22 protein-coding genes and 1 pseudogene are annotated in these 21,896 nt (G+C 61.5%); 15 read left to right on the forward strand and 8 right to left on the reverse strand.

The window, feature by feature from the left end; genetic code table 11:
• Positions 1 to 20 precede the first annotated feature (20 nt).
• The 4 genes from P0D71_RS12960 to P0D71_RS12975 are packed head-to-tail and all read right to left on the reverse strand — an operon-like array spanning position 21 to position 3,778.
• Positions 21 to 845 (reverse strand): amidohydrolase family protein, encoded by an 825-nt coding sequence (locus tag P0D71_RS12960; RefSeq protein WP_408186442.1) that lies wholly within the window; start codon positions 843 to 845, stop codon positions 21 to 23.
• On the reverse strand, positions 842 to 1,690 hold the full coding sequence (locus P0D71_RS12965; protein ID WP_408480343.1) for a sugar phosphate isomerase/epimerase family protein: 849 nt from the start codon (positions 1,688 to 1,690) through the stop codon (positions 842 to 844). Before P0D71_RS12965 ends, P0D71_RS12960 begins: the two co-directional genes overlap by 4 nt.
• Positions 1,687 to 2,427, reverse strand: coding sequence for an SDR family NAD(P)-dependent oxidoreductase (locus tag P0D71_RS12970; protein ID WP_408480345.1), 741 nt, complete (start codon positions 2,425 to 2,427; stop codon positions 1,687 to 1,689). The genes P0D71_RS12965 and P0D71_RS12970 overlap by 4 nt, the downstream gene beginning before the upstream one ends.
• A gap of 19 nt (positions 2,428 to 2,446) precedes the next feature.
• Positions 2,447 to 3,778, reverse strand: coding sequence for an MFS transporter (locus P0D71_RS12975; RefSeq protein WP_408480347.1), 1,332 nt, complete (start codon positions 3,776 to 3,778; stop codon positions 2,447 to 2,449).
• A 189-nt stretch (positions 3,779 to 3,967) separates the two neighbouring features.
• Here P0D71_RS12975 and P0D71_RS12980 point away from each other — a divergent pair, with 189 nt between their 5' ends.
• A complete protein-coding gene (locus tag P0D71_RS12980; RefSeq protein WP_091803748.1) occupies positions 3,968 to 4,882 on the forward strand; it encodes a LysR family transcriptional regulator in 915 nt (304 codons plus the stop codon).
• Positions 4,883 to 5,106: 224 nt separating this feature from the next.
• Here P0D71_RS12980 and ctlX read toward each other — a convergent pair whose 3' ends face one another.
• Positions 5,107 to 6,045, reverse strand: a complete 939-nt coding sequence (gene ctlX / locus P0D71_RS12985; protein ID WP_408480349.1) for a citrulline utilization hydrolase CtlX — start codon at positions 6,043 to 6,045, stop codon at positions 5,107 to 5,109.
• A 50-nt stretch (positions 6,046 to 6,095) separates the two neighbouring features.
• Entirely contained in the window at positions 6,096 to 7,172 is a 1,077-nt protein-coding gene (gene ocd / locus P0D71_RS12990) for an ornithine cyclodeaminase (protein WP_408302304.1), read from the reverse strand.
• Between the two features lie 217 nt (positions 7,173 to 7,389).
• Here ocd and P0D71_RS12995 point away from each other — a divergent pair, with 217 nt between their 5' ends.
• The 5 genes from P0D71_RS12995 (at position 7,390) to P0D71_RS13015 (ending at position 11,929) form a co-directional block, all read left to right on the forward strand.
• On the forward strand, positions 7,390 to 7,821 hold the full coding sequence (locus P0D71_RS12995; RefSeq protein WP_091803811.1) for an Lrp/AsnC family transcriptional regulator: 432 nt from the start codon (positions 7,390 to 7,392) through the stop codon (positions 7,819 to 7,821).
• Positions 7,822 to 8,050: 229 nt separating this feature from the next.
• Positions 8,051 to 9,403: an MFS transporter gene (locus P0D71_RS13000; RefSeq protein WP_091803814.1), complete on the forward strand. Its 1,353-nt coding sequence runs from the start codon at positions 8,051 to 8,053 to the stop codon at positions 9,401 to 9,403.
• A gap of 33 nt (positions 9,404 to 9,436) precedes the next feature.
• Complete coding sequence (locus tag P0D71_RS13005; RefSeq protein WP_091808921.1) at positions 9,437 to 10,096, forward strand: RraA family protein; 660 nt, start codon at positions 9,437 to 9,439, stop codon at positions 10,094 to 10,096.
• Between the two features lie 107 nt (positions 10,097 to 10,203).
• On the forward strand, positions 10,204 to 10,980 hold the full coding sequence (locus P0D71_RS13010) for a class II aldolase/adducin family protein (RefSeq protein WP_408480498.1): 777 nt from the start codon (positions 10,204 to 10,206) through the stop codon (positions 10,978 to 10,980).
• Positions 10,981 to 11,002: 22 nt separating this feature from the next.
• Positions 11,003 to 11,929 (forward strand): 2-hydroxyacid dehydrogenase, encoded by a 927-nt coding sequence (locus tag P0D71_RS13015; RefSeq protein ID WP_408480351.1) that lies wholly within the window; start codon positions 11,003 to 11,005, stop codon positions 11,927 to 11,929.
• 21 nt (positions 11,930 to 11,950) lie between these two features.
• Here the strand turns inward: P0D71_RS13015 and P0D71_RS13020 are convergent, their stop codons facing one another.
• The gene (locus P0D71_RS13020) at positions 11,951 to 12,904 is read right to left on the reverse strand and encodes a LysR family transcriptional regulator (protein WP_286162111.1); all 954 of its coding nucleotides are present in this window, start codon (positions 12,902 to 12,904) and stop codon (positions 11,951 to 11,953) included.
• 141 nt (positions 12,905 to 13,045) lie between these two features.
• Here P0D71_RS13020 and P0D71_RS13025 point away from each other — a divergent pair, with 141 nt between their 5' ends.
• The 8 genes and pseudogenes from P0D71_RS13025 to P0D71_RS13060 all read left to right on the forward strand — a co-directional run bounded on the left by P0D71_RS13025 (position 13,046) and on the right by P0D71_RS13060 (position 19,954).
• On the forward strand, positions 13,046 to 14,278 hold the full coding sequence (locus tag P0D71_RS13025) for a Zn-dependent hydrolase (RefSeq protein WP_408480353.1): 1,233 nt from the start codon (positions 13,046 to 13,048) through the stop codon (positions 14,276 to 14,278).
• Positions 14,275 to 15,177, forward strand: a complete 903-nt coding sequence (locus P0D71_RS13030) for an HpcH/HpaI aldolase/citrate lyase family protein (protein WP_408480355.1) — start codon at positions 14,275 to 14,277, stop codon at positions 15,175 to 15,177. Before P0D71_RS13025 ends, P0D71_RS13030 begins: the two co-directional genes overlap by 4 nt.
• 168 nt (positions 15,178 to 15,345) lie before the next feature.
• Positions 15,346 to 15,924, forward strand: a complete 579-nt coding sequence (locus tag P0D71_RS13035; protein ID WP_408480357.1) for an RNA polymerase sigma factor — start codon at positions 15,346 to 15,348, stop codon at positions 15,922 to 15,924.
• Positions 15,925 to 15,936: 12 nt separating this feature from the next.
• A complete protein-coding gene (locus P0D71_RS13040) occupies positions 15,937 to 16,245 on the forward strand; it encodes a hypothetical protein (RefSeq protein ID WP_091803831.1) in 309 nt (102 codons plus the stop codon).
• A gap of 181 nt (positions 16,246 to 16,426) precedes the next feature.
• Positions 16,427 to 17,143, forward strand: coding sequence for an O-methyltransferase (locus P0D71_RS13045; protein WP_408480358.1), 717 nt, complete (start codon positions 16,427 to 16,429; stop codon positions 17,141 to 17,143).
• Positions 17,144 to 17,411: 268 nt separating this feature from the next.
• Positions 17,412 to 17,681 carry a MoaD/ThiS family protein gene (locus tag P0D71_RS13050; protein WP_408302319.1) on the forward strand — a complete coding sequence of 90 codons (270 nt, stop codon included), beginning with the start codon at positions 17,412 to 17,414 and terminating at the stop codon, positions 17,679 to 17,681.
• Between the two features lie 91 nt (positions 17,682 to 17,772).
• Positions 17,773 to 18,930 (forward strand): WD40/YVTN/BNR-like repeat-containing protein, encoded by a 1,158-nt coding sequence (locus P0D71_RS13055; RefSeq protein WP_408480359.1) that lies wholly within the window; start codon positions 17,773 to 17,775, stop codon positions 18,928 to 18,930.
• A 381-nt stretch (positions 18,931 to 19,311) separates the two neighbouring features.
• Positions 19,312 to 19,954 (forward strand): annotated as a pseudogene (locus tag P0D71_RS13060) (phosphatase PAP2 family protein).
• A 135-nt stretch (positions 19,955 to 20,089) separates the two neighbouring features.
• Here the strand turns inward: P0D71_RS13060 and P0D71_RS13065 are convergent.
• On the reverse strand, positions 20,090 to 20,533 hold the full coding sequence (locus tag P0D71_RS13065; RefSeq protein ID WP_091803865.1) for a cupin domain-containing protein: 444 nt from the start codon (positions 20,531 to 20,533) through the stop codon (positions 20,090 to 20,092).
• A gap of 215 nt (positions 20,534 to 20,748) precedes the next feature.
• Between P0D71_RS13065 and P0D71_RS13070 the strand changes: the two genes are divergently transcribed.
• Positions 20,749 to 21,810, forward strand: a complete 1,062-nt coding sequence (locus P0D71_RS13070; protein WP_408480360.1) for a methyltransferase — start codon at positions 20,749 to 20,751, stop codon at positions 21,808 to 21,810.
• Positions 21,811 to 21,896 lie beyond the last annotated feature (86 nt).

A 21,896-nucleotide genomic window follows, 5' to 3' on the forward strand; every position in this document is an offset into this window, starting at 1 on the left:
AGCGCATTTCACAGGTCTGGCTAAAAGCCGAACAGGCTGCGAGGCGTCGTCCACAAGACGCGGCGGCGCGCGTCGGCATCGGGAATCAGGCGCTGAAGCAGCGTCAGCAGCGGGGCATAATCCATCCGCACCGGCGAGCGCAGGAACGGCCAGTCCGAACCCCAGACGCAACGATCCGGTCCGAAGGTGCGAAGAAGTTGCCGCGCGAAAAACTGCGCATCTTCGTACGGATAGTCCAGCTGCGAAAACTTCTGCAGACCGGAAATCTTGACGGCGGTGCGATCGGTATCGGCAAGACGCATCAGCGACTGAAAACCTGGCTGGTTGATACCGGCCGCCGGCTCAGGTCGACCGCAATGGTCGATGAGCAACCGCGTCGCGGTTCGCGCGATCAGCGGCTCGAGTGCGACCAGTTGATCACCCGTCACCTGAATCTGCGCGAACATATCGAGGTCCGCCAGCATGCCGAAAAGCGGCTCGGCATGCTTCATCGCTTCGACGCCTTCCATTGCCGGATTGAAGGCGACGCCGACCACGCCCGCAGCCTTCATTTCCTGCAGCGCTTGCCGGTTCACATTGTGGTCCACCACGGCAATGCCTTTGAAGCGATCTCCATGCTGCGCAATGGCGTCGAGCATGCAGCGATTGTCCGTGCGGTAGCCGCTCGTCGGCCCGACTAGCAACGCATGCTGCACGCCGCACGCATCCATCACGCGGGCAAACTGCGCAGCGGTGCCGATTTCCTGCATCGACGGCCGGTACGCGGTGTCGGCGCGATAGGGAAAGCGTGCGGGATCGAAGACATGGTTGTGACAGTCGATCTTCTCTTCGTCGAAAATTGTCATTGGAGGGACTCTCCGAGAGATCCGCGGCGGCGGCGTGCCGTCTCGAACAGAGCGTACGTGCTTCGATAGGCGAGGTCGAGCCGTTCTTTCACGGGCAGCGACGGCATCGGCATTTCCACACTCACGGCCGTGCCGACAGGCAGCGCGTCCAGCAGATCGTCGAGCGGCAATGCACCCTGACCGGGAGGCAAGCGGCCAGTGCGTGCCTCGAGAATCGTCGCTTCGTCACCGACGGGATCGTCGTGCGACGCGTCGCAAAGCTGTACCGCTTGCAGCATTCCCGGCGGCAGTGCCCGGATGTCCGCCGCACTGCCGCCCGAGCGCGCGAGATGCAACGCATCGACGAGAATCGCGAGATTTGCACTGCCCGCGCGCTCGACAATCGAGCGTGCCTCACCCAGCGTGCCGACGTGGCGCCAGCGCATGAACTCAAGATCGACGCGCAAACCATATCGCGCGGCAAGTTCGCACAAGGCCGCGACGTTGGCGGCCAGCCGCGCTGCGTCGGGGTCGTCGCCGGAAATCGTCACGCATGCAGCGCCCAGATCGGCGGCTGCATCGAACATGGGCGCATAGGACGCCACGTCGATCTCGGGCAACACCGGAATGAACTCCACGTCCTGCACTGTCATGCCTTCGTCGGCGAGAACGCGTTTGAGTGCGCGATGCGCTTCGCTACCCACCACGGACGGATAGGCGATCGCACCTGGCGACGTGGGGTTGGACCTGAGCCCCACCACGTCGAAGCCCGCGCGCCGCGCTTGCACGACCCACTCCAGCGGAGCCAGCTCCAGCGCCGTGAGATGCGCCACCGCAAGCTTTGGCGCTACTGTGGAAGCGTTCAATATGTCGCCCTCCCGCCAGTCAGATCGAAAGTAAAGCCGCTCGTGAAGCTGCATTCGGGACTGGCGATCCAGCTGACCATCGCGCCGACCTCTTCGACCTGCAGGAAGCGGCCCATCGGAATCTTGGCTTTGCTTGCCTCGATATGCGCGTCGGACATCTCTTTGAACAGCTCGGTTTCGACCATTGCTGGCGCGACGCAGTTGATCAGCACGTTGTCCTTCGCCAGTTCCTTCGCTGCGGCTTTGGTGAACGCGATGACACCTGCTTTCGCCGCCGAATACCCGGAGATGAACTGTACCCCTTCCTTACCCGCGATCGACGCCACGTTGACAATGCGGCCGCCGCCGCGTGCCCGCATATGCGGAATGGCGGCACGGCAACAGTAAAACACGCTGTTCAGATCCACGGCGATCACACGTTCCCACGCATCCACGGGATATTCCCAGCACGGCGCGACCGGCCCGTTGATTCCCGCGTTATTCACGAGAATATCGACTTGCCTCAACGTGTCGAGCGTGGCCGCGAATGCCTGCTCGACCGAGCCGATCGAGGCGACATCCACCTGCTGCACATGGTCCGGCGTGAAGCCGAGCCGTTGCGGGTTGCAGTCGCTCACATCGAGGTCCCATACCGCCACGCGCGCGCCATCCGCTTTCAGCTTTTGCGCGATACCGAGGCCAATGCCACGCGCGGCGCCTGTGACGATGGCCACTTTTCCGTCGAGAGAGCGAGTCATATCCGGTTACTTCCTTTCGTTAAGAGATGATGTTCTTGAATTCGATGCGCTTGATATCGCCGACCACGAAGATGTACGACAGCGCGCCAACCAGCGTGACGGTCGAAATGAAGGCGAGCGCGTAGACGAACGACCCCGTCGCGTTGACGATCAGGCCGATCACGAGCGGCGTGACGATGCCCGCCGCGTTGGCGAACAGATTGAAGATGCCGCCGCTCAGGCCCAGCAATCCTTTAGGCGCGATGTCCGAGACGATCATCCAGGCGAGCGCCGACATGCCTTGAGCGAAGTAGGCGACACACAGAATCGCGATGACCATCGCGGTCGATTCGACATAGTTGGCGAGGACAATGCTCGACGCCGCCAGCAGGCCGGCGATCACCGGCAGCTTGCGCGACCAGTTCAACGAGATGCCACGGCGCAGCATGGCGTCGGAAATCCAGCCGCCCGCAAGCGTTCCCACCGATGCGGCGATGAAAGGCAGCACCGCGATCAGCCCGACCTTGAGCCACGGCATATGACGCTCGGTCACGAGGTAAGTCGGGAACCACGTCAGAAAGAACACGTTGGTCGAGTTGCAGGCGAACTGGCCGATGCAGATGCCAAACATGCTGCGCCGCCTGAGCAGCGCGCCAATATCGGACCAGCGGAAGTTCGTGGCCTTCTGGCTGCCGTCGACCACGCCCCCGCCCTCGGCGATGTAGTCGAGTTCGGCCCGATTCGCGCTCTTCGACTGGTGCGGCTCATGAAAGCGCATTAACCAGATGCCGCCGAACAGCACCCCGACCGTGCCGACGATACCGAACAGCGCGCGCCATCCATAGCGTTGTTCCAGCCAGAACAACAACGGACTCAGGAACGCCAGCCCCACGTATTCCGCGAACGTATAGATACCGGTCGCTCTAGCGCGCTCGCTCTGCGGAAACCAGATCGCCACGACGCGGCTGTTGGTCGGAAAACACGGCGCTTCGGCAATGCCGATCAGAAGACGCATGATCAACAGCGACACAAAGCCGGTCGCCAGACCCTGCAAACCCGTGAACAGCGACCAGAGCGTGAGCGCGAAGAAATAGGTCCAGCGGGTGCCGACGCGGTCCAGCATCACGCCGCCGGGGATCTGCGACGCGGTATAGGTCCACGAAAACGCTGAAAAGATCACGCCCATCAAGGCCGGATTGAGGCCGAGTTCGTGACTCATGCTCGGCGCGGCAATGCCGGCGACGCTGCGATCCAGATAGTTGATCATCGTGCCGACCGCCAGCAGCGCGAGGATGCCGAAGCGGGCGCGGGTTCGCCGCGCGGTCGTGGCGACGTCGATTGTCGCGGCGCCTGACTGAGTTGCGTGGTTCATGGTGTCTCCATCCTGTCTGCTTTCTGGCGCGGCGCGCGTTGCCGGTGCAACCGGTGCGCGTTACGCGATGCGGAAGTCGGGCTCCCGATGAGCAGATACTAGATAGGTGACGCGCGCTTGTCGTATGCCGAGTTTCAGCTACCCTATAACTTTTGGTTAAGATCTCCGGATACGCGTTCTGGAGGATCCATGCGGTTCAAGCTGAGGCAAATGGAAGTGTTTCGCGCGGTCATGCTGACCGGGTCGATCAACGCGGCGGCGAAGATGCTCTACGTGTCCCAGCCCGCGATCAGCAAACTGGTTTCCCACACGGAAACCACGCTGGGACTGCGCCTCTTCGAACGCACCAAGGGGCGGCTCATCCCGACGGCGGAAGCGCAGGCGCTCTTCAGGGAAGTGGAACAGGTCTATCAGGCGGCGCTAAGCGTCGATGAATTCGCGCGGGCGTTGGCGCTCGGGCCGGCGAGCCTGTTGCGGGTGTCGTGCAGTCCGTCGTTGGCGACCTCGATCGTCGCGCCCGCGATCGTCGAGTTGAAGCGGCAGTTGCCGGCGCTGAGCGTGGACTGGCACACCACGCTGATGGCCGACATGCCGCTCGAAGTCCTGAGCAAGGCCGTCGACGTAGCTATAACGTCAATGCCGATCGAACATGAACATCTCGACGTGGTGCCGTTCATGCGTGGCAGGATGGTCTGCGTGGTGCCGCCCGGTCACCGCCTCGCCGCAGCCGAACCCATTGCACTCAGCGAGTTGATCGGCGAGCCGATGGTTCTGTTTCGGCGCGACATTCCGTTCGGCACGATGATCGCGCGCGCGTGCCAGCAAGCCAATGTGGAACTGGAATCCGTGGTGGACGTTACGCGCGCCGATCAGGCGCTGGCGCTCGTCAAGGGCGGTCTCGGGCTCGCCATTGTCGACGAGTTCGCCGCGGAGGCACAGGGTTTGATCATCCGCCCGCTGGTCGAGGAACTCGAACTCGTCTCGACGTTTGTCTATTCGAAGTTCTCTCCCCCATCGCGCAACACCGCACTGTTGATGCACGCGGTCTACGAGCAGGCGCAGCGGATCGATCGGCATATTCATGGTGTGTCGCTGCCGGAGTGAGGCCGCAATGGCAGCGCGCCGTACCCGACCGCTGATATGGATGGAGGCCGACACTGCCGATGTTGCGCTGGCGTCGTAGTCCACAAGCACGCCCATGTTGCCCCAAAAAACGCATCACAAAATCGCAGCGGTCGGCACATTCAGCAGAGCGCCGTTTGCAGAGGAATGCCGGATAGTCCGAAGGCACTTCTACGAGTGCGTCGCTCTCGATAACATGGATAGGCTCAACGCCTCGCGAGATGGATGCCCGCGAGCATGCATCGCACGGACCCGCCTGCCATTTCGATGGTCGGCACCTCCAGCGGAAGCAGCTGCGCAGAGCGCTCGATCAGCTCGCGCTGCTGGTGCGTGAGGCACTCGAAAGCGCGCCTGGAGAGCGCGAGCACCCGTCCATCCCGGCCCGACAATTCGAGCGCGTTGCCGGCGAAGCTCGCGATCTGTGCATTCTGCAATGCGATCACCGTGCGACCGGTCTCCGTGAGACGCCGGTGAATATCGTCGCGGCGCTTCGGGTCGACGATCAGATTCATGCCGACCAGCGCGAACTCGGTGGCGACGCTCATCATGACGTTAGTGTGATAGACCGGGTGACCATCGGCATCGGCTGTGTCAAAGCATATCGGTTCAAAGTTGAAATGCGTACAGAACCGTTCCAGCGCAACAGGATCCGCTCGGCGTGAGCGCGCTGTATAGGCGATACGAGCGATGTGATCGAGCACCATCGCGCCCGTGCCCTCGAGAAAGACGTCGTCGTGCTCCAGCCCGGAATAATCGATCACGTCCTGAACGCGATATTCGCTCTTGAGCATCTCGATCACGTCGGCCCGGCGCTCGCGCCGGCGGTTGACGTTATGCATTGGATACAGCGCAACATGACCGCCGGGATGGGTCGAAAACCAGTTATTGGGGAAGACGGAGTCCGGCGTGCCCCGCTCTCCATGATCGTCGAACAGATGGACGCACACGCCCGCAGCACTCAGCACACGCGCGGCTTCGGTTACTTCCGCGTGTGCCGCGGCAGCCAACGAGTGTGCCGTGCCTTCGCCGCCACACGGCGCGCTGCGCTGAAAAGCGTTGTCGGCGGCGGTCTCGGGGTTCGGAAGAAAACGATGCGGGCGGATCATCACGACCGAGGCCGGCGCTTGAATCGACAAAAGTGTCATGGATTGCGAGGGACGAAAGACAGTGGGAACGACGACGGGCTACGTTAGATTCAGCGGGCGAATGCGAGGACGTCGGCCGCCCCGAGTGCTGGCTCCGACGCTTTTTCCTGAGACGCGCCGATTAGCGCGAACAGATTCTTCGGATCAGTGGCAGGCGGGATCAGCGAGATTTCGACGCCCGCATTGTGCTGACGCGCGAGCCCGTCGAGGTAACGAAGCGCCGAATAGTCTTCGAGCGCGAAACCCACTGAATCGAACACCGTGACTTGCGTAGCACTATCGCGCCCGGCTGCTTCGCCTCGCAGGACGCGCCACAGTTCCGTGACGGGGAAGTCGGCGGGCAGTTGCTGGATGTCGCCTTCGATTCGAGTCTGCGGTTCGTATTCGACAAACACACGCCCCATGCGCAACACGTCGGCATGCAACTCCGTCTTGCCCGGACAATCGCCGCCGACAGCATTCAAATGCATACCCGGAGTGATCATGTCGGGCGTCAGGATGGTCGCGTAAGCTTTGTCGGCTGTCACTGTCGTGACGATATCCGCGCCGCGCACAGCTTCAGCAGTGGACGCAGCCCGCACGGTACGTAGCGCCGGAAATGCAGACAGGTTGCGTACGAGCTTGTCCGTCGCACGCTCGTCGAGGTCGAACAGTCTGATTTCCTCGATGCCCATTAGCGTGTGGAATGCGATTGCCTGAAACTCGCTCTGTGCGCCATTGCCGATGAGCGCCATCGTTCTGGATTCCGGCCGCGCGAGTGCCTTTGCCGCAAGTACCGACGTGGCGGCCGTGCGCAGTGCGGTGGTGAGCGTCAATTCCGCAAGGAGAAGCGGATAGCCCGTGTCGACGTCGGCCAGCGCACCGAACGCCATCACGGTATGGATGCCTCGCTCTGCGTTGACCGGATGGCCATTGACGTACTTGAACGCGAACAACCGTGAATCCGCAACGGGCATTAACTCGATCACGCCCTCCCGCGAATGGCAGGCCACGCGCGGCGACTTGTCGAAGTCGTTCCATCGAACGTAGTCGGCATGCAACGTGTCGACGAGTTCACTCAGGAACCGTGGGACACCTAATGAAGCGATCAGTCTGCTGGTAGCAGGCACATCGAGGAAGCGGGTCATGGGGTTTGTCTCCTGGGTTGGGCGCGGCTCCGCGAGCCGCCTGATAAGCCATTATTTCCGCAACCCAGGCCAACAAAAAGTGTCCACTTATGACAAAATAGCTGCCTTAATGAGCAATTTGCCCATGCTGAATGGCAATTTGTTTATCTGACGCAACCATTGCCGTCAACGAACGGCAAAGCGCCCGTTTCAGCGTCATGCAAAGGAAGCGAATTACATGATCAGCCTTGACGACGTGGACCATCAGCTCATCGCGCTGTTGCGCGACAACGCGCGCACGCCAGTCGTCACACTCGCACAACAGTTGCGGGTGGCACGGGCAACGGTTCAGAACCGGTTGACCCGGCTGGAAAAGAACGGCGTGATCGTCGGCTATACGGTGAAGTTGAAGCCGGCCGTGGAAAAGCACCGGATTCGCGGGCTGATGTCGATTGCCGTGCAGGGCAATCGGGCGGCAGAGGTCGTGAAGGTGTTGCGTGGTCATCCAAACGTCGCCACGATTCACAGCACCAACGGGCGTTGGGACCTCATTGCGGAACTGCTGGCGGACTCGCTGGAGAATTTTGATCGCGTACTCGGCACGATCCGTTTGATCGACGGCATTGCCAGCACGGAAACCAGCATTCTCTTGTCGACACACAAAGCGTGATCGCGGCACGCACGGCGCGCCATGCCCAAGCCTGCTGTTCCAGGCGTTTCCCGCCAACAGCCGCGCGCATGCACCTCCTGATTTGCATCCGCGATCATTCGCTCCATTAATACAAAGGATTAGAAAACAGACTTTTACTTATTCTTTTTGGTTTCCGATAAAGGCACCAGGCCATGCGCGCAATCGCTGCGTTCATCCACTGAAACTGCTGTGCCTCAAGGAGAAACCCATGACGTCCTATCGCCCCGCGGACACACCACCCCCATCAGACGGCGCCCCGGCCAACATGAAAAAGATCGCGGTGGCGAGTGTGATCGGCACGACCGTAGAATGGTATGACCTGTTCGTCTTCGCCACCGCCTCGGCACTCGTCTTCAACAAGGTGTTCTTTCCCGGCTTTGTCCCGTTAGTCGGCACCTTGCTGGCGTTCGGCACGTTCGCCTCCGCCTACCTCGCGCGCATTGCCGGGGCCGCCCTGTTCGGCCATTTCGGCGACCGGCTCGGACGCAAGGCGATGCTGCTGGTGTCGCTCATCATCATGGGCATCGCGACGTTCTCGATCGGCCTGCTGCCGAACTATGCGTCGATCGGCATCTGGGCGCCCATTCTGCTGCTCACCTTGCGCGTCATTCAGGGACTCGCGCTCGGCGGCGAATGGGGCGGCGCCGTGCTGATGGCGGTGGAACATGCCCCCGCAGGCAAGCGTGGACTGTATGGCTCGTGGGTGCAGATCGGCGTGCCTGCTGGCACTCTGATCGCCAATCTGGCGTTTCTGGTCTGCAATGCCACACTTTCAAACGACGCACTGCTCTCCTGGGGCTGGCGCATTCCGTTCCTTGCGAGCGCATTGCTCGTGGGGGTCGGGCTTTACATCCGTCTGAACACATCCGAAACGCCGTCGTTCCGCAAGATCAAGGAAGCCGACGCGCAGGTCAAGTTGCCGATCGCCGAGGTCCTCACCCGATACTGGAAGCAGGTTCTGCTCGGCGGTATCGCGACGATGTCGACGGGTACCTCGTTCAACCTGATTGTCGCGTTCGGGCTAACGTATGGGACGCAGACGCTGGGATTCTCACGCAACGCGATGCTCTCCATTGCACTGATTGCCTGCGCGCTTTGCATCGTGTTGCTGCCGGCCTTCGGCAAGCTCTCTGACATCGTGGGCCGCAAGCCGGTGATCATCGGCGGCATTGTCGCCGAGGCTCTGCTCGCTTTTCCGCTTTTCTGGCTGCTGGATACGCGCGAGTTTCCGTTTGCGCTGCTCGGTTATCTGCTGATGATGACCGCCTTCGCCGCGAACTACGGACCCATTGCCACCTTCCTCGCGGAGTTGTTCGGCACCGAGGTTCGCTACTCCGGCCTGTCGGTGAGTTATATGTTGTCGGGGCTGCTCGGCAGCGCAGCTACGCCGATTGTCACCACCGCATTGCTGTCCGCTACGGGCAGAGGTTCGTCGGTGGCGTGGTACATGATGGGCTCGGCTGCTGTTTCGGCACTCGCGCTCGTGCTGCTCGCGGAGACGCTCCGCCGCGATATCTCGTCCGCGGCGCGCGCGAATGCCGCCACCGCAAGCATTTCGTGAAGGGTTGATATGCAAACGGAAAAGGCCGCTCTGATGCAAGACACACCAGACTCATCGTTACTGCACAGCCTCGAATCCGTCAGCTTCCCGACACTCGGGCATTTCCTGGAGAATGGCTTCGCGGACCATCGCCTGCGCGCGATGGTCCCCAACGTGAAAGTAATCGGGCGCGCGGTGACGCTCAAATTGCTATCTCCCGACGCCATCCCCGTGAACCGCGCCCTGTCGCAACTCAAACCCGGCGATGTGCTGGTGATCGATATGAGCGGCAATCATACGCATGCGCCGGTTGGAGCAGTCACGGCATGCGCCGCGCTCAACGCCGGCGCGAAGGCCGTCATTGTCGACGGCGTGGTGACCGATCTCATCGAACTACGCAGCACGCGGCTGCCAATATTCGCGCGCGGAACGTCATTGCTGACGACCAAAAAACGCGACACCATGTCGAGTCAGTTCAACGAGCCGGTGGTGTGTGGCGCAGTCGTGGTGCGCCCAGGCGACATTGTGCTGGCCGACGACAATGGCGTGCTGTTCACCCAGGCACCGGCGCTTGCCGCCGTGATCGATCTGGCTCTGGCGTCCGATCACGCGGAACCCTCGATTCTGGCTCGGCTCAACGCCAAAGCGCCGCTTCACGAGGTCCTGCAATGCTTCATCTCATCAAGTATTCACGCCGCTAATGATCAGCATTAGAACAATGAAGTTGACGGACACTGACACGCTAACGAACACTACGCCCACTACAGCAAGTGAGAACCCGGGAGACTTCTGAAATGCAATCCACCCCTACCCCCGATCGCATGAGCGAAAAACCGGCGCAGCCGGCTGCCGAACAGCAGGTAAGAGAGGAACTGGCGGCGCTCTACAGGCTGGCCGCGCACTTCCGCATGACCGACATGATCGACACGCACATCACGGCGCGCCTGCCCGGCTTGCCGGGGCAGCCGCCGGCATTTCTGATCAACCGCTATGGCGTGCTGTTTCACGAAATGCGCGCGTCGGACCTCGTGAAGATCGATCATCTCGGCAACGTCATCGACGAGCGGGCTCACAGCGAACCGGCGTTGTTTCGTGTCAACGCCGCGGGATTCACGATTCATTCGGCCATCCACGCGGCACGCGACGATCTGCATTTCGTGATCCATACGCACACCGCCGCGGGAACAGCGGTATCGGCTCAGGAGCAAGGGCTGCTGCCGATCAGTCAGCATGCGTTGAAGTTCTACGGCAAGCTCGCCTATCACGATTACGAAGGCATCGCGCTGGAACTCGGCGAGCGTGAGCGCCTGGTGCGCGACCTCGGTTCCTGCAAGGCGATGATCTTGCGCAATCATGGGTTGCTTGCGGCCGGCGCCACGGCAGCCGAAGCGTTCCACGAGATCTATTTCCTCGAGCGGGCCTGTCAGGCGCAAATCCAGGCGCTGGCCGGCGGCAGCGCGTTGCGCATTCCACCGCGGGGAGTGTGCGAGTTGACCGCGAGCCAGTTCGCTCGCGAAGACTCCGCGGAAATTTCGGAGTTGGCATGGCACGCGGCGTTACGGTTGATCGACGACCCGCAATCCGACTACCGCAGCTAAGCCCGTTTTCTGCTTCAATGCCATGACCAAATTAGTTCTAATGAGCCGTGACTACGACATGTCACACCTCGTGCAGCCGATTCTGCGCGCCGCCCCTGAATTGGATGTCGTGGTGCACGGCGAGCAGTCCGCCGGCGATGCTGAAATAGCCGTGTGCTGGAACCCGCCGGCCGGCGCGCTGGCGGAGTTGCCGAAACTGCGGCTCGTTCATAGCATCGCCGCGGGCGTCGACAACATCCTGTCAGACCCTGCCCTGCCCGCCGTGCCGCTGTGCCGGGTCGTCGATCCGCAACACGCGCGCGGTATGAGTGAATTCGTCACGTGGGGAGTGCTGCATTTTCATCGCCAACTCGACCGCGTGCTCGCCAATCAGCGTCTTGACCGCTGGTTCCGCCACGATCAGCGCGATGCTTCCGAATGCGCCGTCGGCATCATGGGATTGGGAGAAATTGGCAGCCGCGTCGCGACGGATTTGCAGCGCTTCGGGTTCGCAGTGCGCGGCTGGGCGCGTAAGGCCCGTGAATTGCCGAACGTGACGACCTTCGCCGGCGCCGAGGAATTCAAGCCATTTCTCCAGGGGACGGACATTCTCGTGTGTCTCCTGCCGCTCACGCACGAAACCCGCTGGATTCTCAACGCAAACACGTTCGAGCACTTACGGCCTCTAGCGAAGCTGATTCACGTCGGCCGAGGCGAACATCTGGTGCCGGCGGACCTGATCGCGGCACTGAAGAGTGGGAAGATCGGCGGCGCGATCGTCGACGTGTTCCCGACCGAACCTTTACCCCCCGAAGATCATTTATGGCGCGCACCCAATCTGATCGTGACGCCGCACATGGCTTCGGTGGCAAGCTCGGAGACGATCGGCGCGCAAGTGGCGCACAACGCACGCAGGCTGATTTGCGGCGAACCGCTGCAGAACATGGTCGACATCGCGCGCGGATATTGAGTGAGGTTGCTGAGCGAGGCGTTAGCGGCCAACACCTTCCTCCTGGCCGTCGATGAACACATTCAGGGCATCGATAAACGCGGCTTCGGCGGCGCTCAACTTTCGGTCCTGTGACCACAACATGTAAATATCGAGGTCGGCCACGCCTTCATCCGGCGGCAGCCGCTGAAGGCGGCCTTGAGCAATGTCGTCGCGTACGACATGTTCCGGCAGGCAGCCTATGCCGAAGCCCGCGAAGATGAAGCGCCTCACCTCGGTCATGCTCGACGACGAACCCACCACGCGCCCGGTGAAGCCCATCTCGTCACGAAAGAACGTAAGCGGCGACAGGTGGTCGCCCACCTTGTCGCCGGTGAAGGAGACAAACTTTTCGCCGGCGAGATCAGCGACCCGAAGATCGTTACGCCCAAAGAGCGGATGATGACGTCCGCAGAAAAGCGCATACCGTTGACGCAGAAACACACGGCTGTCGACCCGTTTGGGTAACGCGCGCCGTGGCGTCAGTCCAAGCGTTGCGGACTTTTGCTGGAGACTGTTCACCACGTCGGCGCTGCGCATTTCCTGGCTTTCAAGTTCGATACGCGGATACGTGCGATGAAACTCGGCGAGAAACGTATCGTAGGCCGGAAAATCGATGCCGCTGACGGTACTCACGCGCACCATGCCGGAGATATCGTGATCGCGATCCACCTCGGCAAGTGACAGGCGCGAAATCGTCCCGTATACGTCTTCAGCAATCTGCTTCACTTCGATGCCGGCCTGCGTGACCTCGATGCGCGGACCGTGGCGATCCACGAGGCGCAGACCCAACTGCTCTTCCAATCGGCGCAGCGCCTGGCTGACCGCGGGCTGCGTCAGATGGAGTTTCGCCGCCGCGCGACTCACGCTGCCTTCTTTCGCGATCGCAAGAAAAGTCCGCAGCAAATTCCAGTCAAGACGGTCGTTCAGGTAGGTGTCAGGGCGATCTTTGCTCACGATGAGCCTCACTGATTTCATCATCCGCCAAAATTATACTTAGGATTAGAATTAGAAATTAGACTTATCATTTTTGATTACCGATAAAGGCATCACGACGAACCCGACGCGGCCATCTCGCCGCGGCCTCAGGAGTGTGTGATGCTAAAAATCAATGGTGAACGGCTCTGGACGAGCCTGATGAACATGGCCGCTGTCGGCGCTACGGCGGGCGGCGGTGTGCGGCGCCTCGCATTGACCGAACAGGACGCGGCCGGCCGGGCGCTTTTCTCGCAATGGTGCGTCGACGCGGGCCTCACGTTGTCGGTCGATCAGGTCGGCAATCTCTTCGCACGGCGCGCCGGCAAACTGAACGACGCCGCACCCGTGGCAAGCGGAAGCCACCTCGACACCCAGCCCGAGGGCGGCCGATTCGACGGTGTGTATGGCGTGCTGGCCGCGCTCGAAGTTGTCCGTACGCTGAACGACGCGAACATTCAAACCGACAAGCCCATCGAAATCGTCGTGTGGACCAACGAGGAAGGCGCGCGATTCACGCCGGCCATGCTCGGTTCAGCGGCCTTTACGGGCGTCATGCCGCTCGCTCAGGCATTGAGCACGCGCGATGCAGCCGGAACATCGGTCGAGCAGGCTTTGCAGGCAACAGGCTATGCCGGCGCGCGCGCCGTGCCTGGCGTTGTCTTCGACGCCTACTTCGAAGCGCATATCGAGCAGGGGCCGGTGCTCGAGGAAAGTGGCGTGCCGATCGGCGTCGTCACGGGCGGCCAGGCCATTCGCTGGCTCGATGTGCGCGTACGTGGGCAGGCCGCGCACGCAGGCACGACGCCGATGCAGTACCGCCGCGATGCGCTATTTGCGAGCGCGGAAATGGCCGCGGAACTGGAAAGCATCGCGGCAGATTTCTTCCCGCAAGGCCTTGCGACCATCGGCGAACTGCACATCCGCAATCCATCGCGCAATACGATCGCGGCGGACCTGTCGTTCACGGTGGACCTACGCCACCCCGACGACGCGATGATCGAAAACATGGAAGCCGCGCTGCGCGAGCGCTTCGATGCCATCGCGAAGCGCCGCCGCCTCACGGTCGAGGTGGGGCAGCATTGGGTCAGTCCGGCTACGCCGTTCGACCCGCACTGTATTGCTGCGGTGGGCAACGCGGTGGAGGCGCTGGACTATCCGCATCAACGCATCGTCAGCGGGGCCGGCCATGACGCGATCCATCTCGCCAAGCATTGTCCGACCGCGATGATCTTTATCCCCTGCGTCGACGGTCTAAGCCATAACGAAGCCGAAGACGCCTTGCCGGAAGACGTCACGCGTGGCACGGACGTGTTGCTTCACGCCATGCTGGCGCGCGCGGGGCATGCCGTATGAACGCACACCCAACGCCGCGCCCGCCTGGCCTGCGGCGCACATGGCTCTTCGCACCCGGAAACAATTCCGAGGCCCACGCAATCGCGCTGCAAAGCGGTGCGGATGCCATTGTCGCCGACCTGGAAGAGATGACCTCGCCGCAAGACCGGCCGCGGGCACGCGAACGCATTGTCACGTTATTGCGCGAGGCGGCTCGGGCCGGCACGTTCGGTTCGGTACGGATCAACAAACTGGAGCACGACGGCCATGCCGATCTCGAAGGCATCATGCCCGGCGCCCCACGGGCGATTTTTCTGCCGCACGCGGAGAGCGCGGCCCAACTGGCCTCACTCGACGATGCGCTGGCCATCATCGAGCGCAAGCTGGGCATTCCGGCGGGCTCGACGGAGGTGGTTCCAGTTATCGAATCCGCGAAGGGTCTGGTCAATGTGGGCGCGCTACTTCAGGTGGGCGCACGAATAAAATGCTGCATGCTTGCAGTCGAAGACCTGGCGGCGAATCTCGGCGCTCGCCGCACACCGGGCGGTATCGAACTGCTTTACGCACGGAACCGCTTTCTGATCGAGTGCATTGCCGCCGGTTGCGTGCCGATTGATCTTCCTTGCACCTATCGGTCGGCGCAGGTGCTTGGGCAGGACCTGGACCTCTGCACGCAACTCGGATTCGCATCGAAAAGCGTCGTGTTTGCCGAACACGTGCCGGCCATTCACCGTGCGCTGACGCCATCCGCGGAGGACGTGCGGGCGGCGCATGCGCTCATCCACGCGCACGCCGCACAGCAGGCGAATCCGCCGGATGCCGGTTCAGCCTGGATCGATTATCCGGAGCGCAATAACGCGCAACGTCTGATCGCACGTGACGCGCTGCTGCGCGCCTTTGACGACAGCCGCAACGCGTAGGCCGCGCGCATCGCCGCCGCGGCTTTTATCGGCAGGGCTGTCAGGGTCGATCGCAAGAGGCGTGAACGCAACGATCTTTAGGATCGAGCGTCAGCGCAACAAATATTCGACTGGCAAAATTTTTTGAGCCAGCCACAATATTTGCGCGCCTGAAACGTCTTCAGACGCATGGAACCCCCACCCACCCCGGCCACGATGACCGAACGAGACAGCGACATCACCGCGACCGTGGTGCGTGAGCGCACGAGGCTCGGCAATTTCATCCGGCGCCGCATACGCGATCCAAACGATGCCGAAGACATCCTGCAGGATGTCTTCCACGAATTCGTGCAGGCCTACCGCCTTCCGGCGCCGATCGAACAGGCTAGCGCGTGGCTTTTCCATGCGGCGCGCAATCGCATCATCGACCGCTTCCGGAAGAAGAAAGAAGAGCCTCTGTCTGACCTTTTCGACGACGACGAAGCCGGCAGTGAGTATCGCCTCGACCTGAACTTACCGGCCCACGATGCGGGCCCCGAAGCCCGATACGCGCGCGCTGTATTGCTCCAGGCCCTGCAGGATGCGCTCGACGAGTTGCCGCCGAATCAGCGCGACGTGTTTATCGCGCACGAACTCGAAGGCCGGTCTTTCAAAGACATCGCGGCTGAAAGCGGTGTCACGCTCAATACGCTGCTTTCACGCAAACGCTATGCGGTCCTGCATTTGCGCGCCCGACTGCAGGCCATTTACGACGAACTGGATATTTAGAGGAGTTGAAGTATGAAATTTCGAATCAGATGTGCAGGTAAAGCGTTGCTTGTGATCGTCGGCATAGGCGTGCTGGGGTGGGCGGTCATGACGCTATGGAACTGGGTGATTCCGACGTTGTTCGTCGATGCCCGGACGATCGACTTTGCGCACGCACTCGGCTTACTGGTTCTGAGCCGCATTCTGTTTGGCGGATTCCGCGGACACGGCGGCTGCCGCGAGCGGCGACTGTGGCGCAAATGGGATGCCATGACGCCGGAAGAGCGGGAACGCGTGCAGGCCGGCTGGCGGTCGCGCCCCGGCAAACGCGCGGAAGATTGACAACGCGCAAAACCCCGACGTCCAACTGCAACGAGAACTGACCAGTCGTGACGGTGCGCCTTCCATGGGCAATCGAACTGGCCGGAACAGGCGCCACAACCCGCATTCCTGACATTGATGCGAAGTGATGCCGATCGGTTTTTGATTACTTCGCCGAGCCCGGTTAGCCCCGGGACAACCTATGAGATCGACGACCACGACGCTTTTGCAGCGGCTTCACGAGCAAAGCCGGACAGAAATGATGCTCCGCGCGCGGGCCCAATTTCCGGGATCGAGTGATGAGTTTCAGACTCTCGCGGAAGAATACGACACGCTCGCCCCTCACCTGCGGGGGCGTTTTCTCGAAACGCTCGGGCTTTCCACCGACGACTTCGAATCCACGCAAGGGACGGCGCTGTCGTTGGCGGTTTCGGAGGAAATGGGACGATTTTTGCGCAACATGGTCCTTTCGCATAAGCCACGTCGAATTCTCGAACTCGGCAGTTCGTATGGCGTATCCACGCTGTATTTTGCCGAGGCGCTTCGCACCTTGAACGACGGCGTGGTCGTCGCGACGGAACTGGACCCCGTGAAGTGCGCCCACCTCCGCGCTCACGTCAGAACCGCGGGCGTCGATGCCTATGTCGAGTTGCGTGAAGGTGACGTGTTCCAGACCGTTTCCTCATTGGACGGTGCGTTCGACATGGTGTTTATCGACGTATGGGCGAACACGTATCTTGATCTGTTCAAGCAGACCGAACGATTGCTGCGCCCCGGCTCCATTGTTCTCGCCGATAACATGTACACAGCCGAGGACGCTGTCCGGCCCTTCAAGCAGTACCTTGCCGGCAATCCACGCTTTTCAACGACGACGCTGGACTTTGAATCAGGGGTCGAGTTTACGGTCGTGGTTGCTTGAGTTGCTGCGGGGTGGTTGTTGATGCGGTTGAGCGCGCGTCAGTTCCTCGATGAGCGCGCCAGCGCGCAATCGCCCCACCGCCAGCGCCGACCTCGCAAGACTCCACCACCGGGACACCGACGGGATACCGTTGCCCGGCTTGAAACTCGTGACGCGCGGTGATTCATGCCGCTTATCTTCTGCTGAATCGCGATACCCCGGAGCAAGCGGCGAATCGCCTACACTACAGAATCAACGGACCCTGCCATCCCCGCGACGTGACTCCGCCATGGCGCACATCTTCTTCGCTGCTTCGATTCAGCGACATATCGCAACGCCCGAGCGTGATATCGACGCTCGCACGCTGAGCGAAGCGCTCGAGGCCGTCTTCGCCGTGCAACCTCGACTGCGCGGCTACATCCTTGATGATCAGGGCGCACTAAGGCGGCATCTCGCCGTGTTTGTGGATGGTCGGCGGGTGCGCGATCGACAACGCCTGTCCGATGCACTCGGCGAACAGAGCCGGGTTTATGTCGTGCAGGCGCTGTCGGGCGGGTGAGGCGCCACGCAGATTCGAGCTTTGCATGAGATCGGAGTGAGCGCCAAAACGCCAACGCCGATCGACATCTGGACGACGGGAGACACTCCACATGAGCGATCGATTGCTTGTCGCGACCCGCAAGGGTCTGTTCGTTCTGAGAGCCAATGGAGCAGGCGTCTGGGAGTTCGACGAGTTGCATTTCACCGGCGAGCCGGTGAGCATGGTGCTGCCTGATTCGCGCGACGGGTCGCTCTATGCGGCGCTCAATCTCGGCCACTTCGGCGTGAAGCTGCATCGCCGGCGCGCGGGCATGGCGGATTGGGACGAGTGCGCGGTTCCCGTCTACCCGCCGCAGCCTGCCGGCGAAACGCGGGCCGGCGACAGCGCAAACGCGAATGTAGACACCGGCGCGGACAACGCGAACGCCGTCGCGCCCAGCGCGCCGCCTGCCTGGACGCTTCAGCAAATCTGGTCGCTCGAAACCGGTGGCCCAGACGAGCCAGGCGTCTTGTGGGCCGGCACGATTCCCGGTGGGCTGTTCCGTTCCGACGATGGCGGCGACACATGGGTGCTCAACCGTGCGCTGTGGGATCGCCCGGAGCGCCGCGAATGGTTCGGAGGCGGCTATGACGCGCCGGGCATCCATTCCGTGATGGTGGATCCGCGCGACAGCCGCCATGTGACGATCGGCGTATCGTGCGGCGGCGTTTGGCAAACGGTCAACGGCGGTGCGACCTGGCGCGTCACCGCCGAGGGCATGGAGGCTGACTACATGCCGCCGGAGCGGCGCGGCGACGCCAACGTGCAGGACCCGCACCGGGTCGTCCAATGCGCGGCAAATCCAGACACGTTGTGGACGCAGCATCACTGCGCAATCTTCCGCTCGACCGACGGTGCGGCACACTGGCAAAGAATCGAGGCGCAGCCATCGAGCTTCGGCTTTGCGGTTGCCGTGCATCCGCACGAGCCGGACACCGCCTGGTTCGTGCCTGCCGTGAAAGACGAGTGCCGGATTCCGGTTGACGGACGGTTCGTCGTCACGCGCACACGCGACGGCGGCCGCACGTTCGATCGCTTCTCGAGTGGCTTGCCGCCTGCCCCCGCGTATGACCTCGTGTATCGGCACGGCCTCGCGGTGGACGACTCCGGCAAGCGCCTCGCGATGGGGTCGACCACCGGCTCGCTATGGACGTCCGATGACGGCGGCGAAAGCTGGCAATCGATTTCAGCGCATTTGCCGCCGGTTTATTGCGTCCGGTTTGGATGACGGTCTTTGCCAATCGGACGGCGGCCTAAAGTGAAGGGTCGATAAGTTGCGCATACCCGCCAGTCCGCCGATATCCGCTGCCTGAGCGGACAAATCCGATCACCACCGTGCATTACCTGCTCGCGCGTGGACCAATGGCTCGACGAACGCGAGCGCCAACACGGGACTGGGGAACGAAATGTAGATGTCGGTAATACGCACCAGGTGCCACCATCGCCACCCGACGCGTTTTCGATAGACGTAGCCGACGCGATGTTCGTCGGCATGCGTTGCCCGAACAGGACAATCGCGCAGTAAGCCGTCAGTGAAAGTAAGCACCAGAAAATGCGGCGCACACAATGGGCTATGTTAACCCTCGATGCGACCAAGTTTCCTAAAGAAATGAGCAGCTTCGATTCGTCTATCGAAACATATCTGTCCAACATCCACTTCGGTCATTTCGCGACCCAAATCCCGTGCTGTGGTGGATGTGGTTTCAGCAAGACAAGCGCCGCGAATGGTGGCGGGAAATGGTTCTCGCCACGCTTCTCAGTAGCGTCGTGGCGCTCTTCGTCGGAAGACTGCTGACTCACTGGTTGCCGTTCAGAGTGCGCCCCATCTATAGCGACGAACTGCATCTGCACTTTGCAGGTAGCGCTATCAAGGACGCACTGCTGACAAGTTGGAGTTCCTTCTCAAGCGATCACGCGATGCTATGGATGGCGGTCGCCACCGGTATCTTCCTCGTGTGGCGGGGCATCGGTGTGCTGGCGGTTTCCTTACCGTGCTGTTCATTTGCGTTCCGCGCGCCTACCTGGGTTTTCACTACCCAACCGATTTGCTGGTGGGCGCCGCCTTGGGAATCGGCATTACCTATGTCATGACGCGAGATGCGATCCGCGTGCGCTATGCGATTCCTGCGCTGCGATGGATCGAACGCTACCCGGGGCCTTCAGCGATGCTGGCCTTTATTCTGTGCCTCGAACTCGTTACGCAGTTCGACGAACTGCGCAGGCTGGCGAGCGGTGTGCTCAAATATCTATGAAGCACGCGTTGCGGTGCGGCGCTGGGAGGCTATTCGGTGGTGGCGGCGCCCGAGCGAGTGATGTTATCGAAGCCAGGTTCATGCGCGTTTGCACGTCGGCCGATAGTTATTCAGCCACAGTGGATCGCTTTCAACTCATTTAGGCGACGCTGGGACCAGTCCGTACCCGGACATCACAGCGATAAGCTTCGCGCGGTCGGGCGGCTCACCCGCATTGACTATGGCGCCGACGTCGCGGAAATACTGGGCGCCGATGTCGGGCGTAAGTATGATCAAGGCACGAGCCGTGTCACCGTGTGGATTGCTGAATTGATGGACCGATCCGCGTCGGGAATGCATCCACTGTCCTTGGGCCAGATCCCGGACTACGCCATCAACTGAGTATCGAAGAACGCCCTCCAGCACATACACGCACTCCTCATTATGTGTATGACTGTGAGGTGGAGGAACGCTCGAACCAGGAGGCACCGTCAACTCGAATACGCCCAACCCGCCTGTGCCGGCTCCATCAATCAGGTAACGAATCGTCAGACGACCGACCGTGATCAGTTCGCCTGGTTCCGCGTTGTCAACAGTCATTTAAATTTTCTCCCGCCTGAGTATTCGCGCCGGTCGCAAACACTACGAGTGTAGGCCGGAGACACGCCGCTTGCAGCGGTTCCCTGACCGAATGTCCGACATTGGGCAGCACGTAAGCGGCTGGACTTAGCTTTATACGATGACTACGCTTAAGAACGTCGCGCCGCCCGCCATGGCACCTGGCGCTTCAACACACGTGTCCGACGGAGGCATCGATGCCAAGTACACCAAACGTGGATCAGCAGGGACCGGGCGCCGACGTCAAGTATCAGCCCGAACCCACTCCTGAGCGACTTCTGCAACTGGGCATGGGATTCTGGGCGTCGAAGACGTTGCTGTCCGCGGTCGAACTCGGTGTGTTCACGCGCCTCGCGAGCGGTCCGAGCGATGCGGCGGAACTCATTGAGGCGCTCGGATTGCATCCGAGATCGGCCCTCGATTTTCTCGACGCGCTGGTTGCATTGAATCTGCTGGAACGCGAAGCCGGGATATACCGCAATACGCCGGAGGCCGGGCTCTTTCTGGACACGACCAAGCCCGGTTACGTGGGCGGACTACTGGAAATGGCCAACGCCCGGCTGTATCCGTTCTGGGGCTCACTGACAGAAGCGCTTCGCACCGGGCGGCCACAGAACGAGGCGAAACACGGCGGCAACCTGTTTGACGCGATCTATCACGATGAAGCAGGCCTGCGGCGTTTCCTGCGAGCAATGACCGGAGTCAGTCTTGGGGCGGCCAAGGCGATTGCGCAGAAATTCCCCTGGAAGAATTACAGCACTTTCATCGACATTGGCACGGCACAAGGTGCGCTACCTGTGCAGATCGCGCTCGCTCATGCTCACCTGCTCGGCGGTGGTTTCGATCTACCGGAAGTGGGCCCGGTATTTAACGAGTACGTGACGTTGCACGGCTTGCAGGAACGGGTGCGCTTCCATGCGGGCAATTTTTTCAAGGACCCCTGCCCGGCAGCAGACGTGCTTGTGATGGGACACATCCTCCATGACTGGAATCTCGAAGAGAAACTCGAACTGCTGGCGAAGTGTCACGCGGCGCTGCCTCCCGGGGGGTGTCTGATCGTCTACGACGCGGTGATCGACGATGATCGCAGGCAGAATGCATTCGGTCTTCTGATGAGCCTGAACATGCTTATCGAGACCCCCGGCGGTTTCGACTATACGGGTGCGCAGTGTTGTGCGTGGATGAAGGAAGTCGGCTTCTCACAGGCACGCGTAGAGCCTCTCGCCGGCCCGGATTCAATGGTGATTGGAATCCGGTAGGAGCGGATTTGGCGCCCCGCCAGCCATTTACCGAAGCGTGGAGCGACGCCACGATGCTGGCCGGCCTCCCACGCTCCGGTCCCTGC

The organism is Paraburkholderia sp. RL17-383-BIF-A (assembly GCF_046028015.1).
Lineage (GTDB): Bacteria > Pseudomonadota > Gammaproteobacteria > Burkholderiales > Burkholderiaceae > Paraburkholderia.

Bases quoted from the DNA above. Each gene is read 5' to 3' on its own strand.
- P0D71_RS13010 (WP_408480498.1), top strand. From the start codon at position 10,204: ATGAGCGAAAAACCGGCGCAGCCGGCTGCCGAACAGCAGGTAAGAGAG.
- P0D71_RS13050 (WP_408302319.1), top strand. From the start codon at position 17,412: ATGGCGCACATCTTCTTCGCTGCTTCGATTCAGCGACATATCGCAACG.
- P0D71_RS12995 (WP_091803811.1), top strand. From the start codon at position 7,390: ATGATCAGCCTTGACGACGTGGACCATCAGCTCATCGCGCTGTTGCGC.
- P0D71_RS13015 (WP_408480351.1), top strand. From the start codon at position 11,003: ATGACCAAATTAGTTCTAATGAGCCGTGACTACGACATGTCACACCTC.
- P0D71_RS13030 (WP_408480355.1), top strand. From the start codon at position 14,275: ATGAACGCACACCCAACGCCGCGCCCGCCTGGCCTGCGGCGCACATGG.
- P0D71_RS13005 (WP_091808921.1), top strand. From the start codon at position 9,437: ATGCAAGACACACCAGACTCATCGTTACTGCACAGCCTCGAATCCGTC.
- P0D71_RS12975 (WP_408480347.1), bottom strand. From the start codon at position 3,778: ATGAACCACGCAACTCAGTCAGGCGCCGCGACAATCGACGTCGCCACG.
- ctlX (WP_408480349.1), bottom strand. From the start codon at position 6,045: ATGACACTTTTGTCGATTCAAGCGCCGGCCTCGGTCGTGATGATCCGC.
- P0D71_RS13035 (WP_408480357.1), top strand. From the start codon at position 15,346: ATGGAACCCCCACCCACCCCGGCCACGATGACCGAACGAGACAGCGAC.
- P0D71_RS13045 (WP_408480358.1), top strand. From the start codon at position 16,427: ATGAGATCGACGACCACGACGCTTTTGCAGCGGCTTCACGAGCAAAGC.
- P0D71_RS12960 (WP_408186442.1), bottom strand. From the start codon at position 845: ATGACAATTTTCGACGAAGAGAAGATCGACTGTCACAACCATGTCTTC.
- P0D71_RS13000 (WP_091803814.1), top strand. From the start codon at position 8,051: ATGACGTCCTATCGCCCCGCGGACACACCACCCCCATCAGACGGCGCC.
- P0D71_RS12970 (WP_408480345.1), bottom strand. From the start codon at position 2,427: ATGACTCGCTCTCTCGACGGAAAAGTGGCCATCGTCACAGGCGCCGCG.
- P0D71_RS12980 (WP_091803748.1), top strand. From the start codon at position 3,968: ATGCGGTTCAAGCTGAGGCAAATGGAAGTGTTTCGCGCGGTCATGCTG.
- ocd (WP_408302304.1), bottom strand. From the start codon at position 7,172: ATGACCCGCTTCCTCGATGTGCCTGCTACCAGCAGACTGATCGCTTCA.
- P0D71_RS13070 (WP_408480360.1), top strand. From the start codon at position 20,749: ATGCCAAGTACACCAAACGTGGATCAGCAGGGACCGGGCGCCGACGTC.
- P0D71_RS13025 (WP_408480353.1), top strand. From the start codon at position 13,046: ATGCTAAAAATCAATGGTGAACGGCTCTGGACGAGCCTGATGAACATG.
- P0D71_RS13055 (WP_408480359.1), top strand. From the start codon at position 17,773: ATGAGCGATCGATTGCTTGTCGCGACCCGCAAGGGTCTGTTCGTTCTG.
- P0D71_RS13040 (WP_091803831.1), top strand. From the start codon at position 15,937: ATGAAATTTCGAATCAGATGTGCAGGTAAAGCGTTGCTTGTGATCGTC.
- P0D71_RS13065 (WP_091803865.1), bottom strand. From the start codon at position 20,533: ATGACTGTTGACAACGCGGAACCAGGCGAACTGATCACGGTCGGTCGT.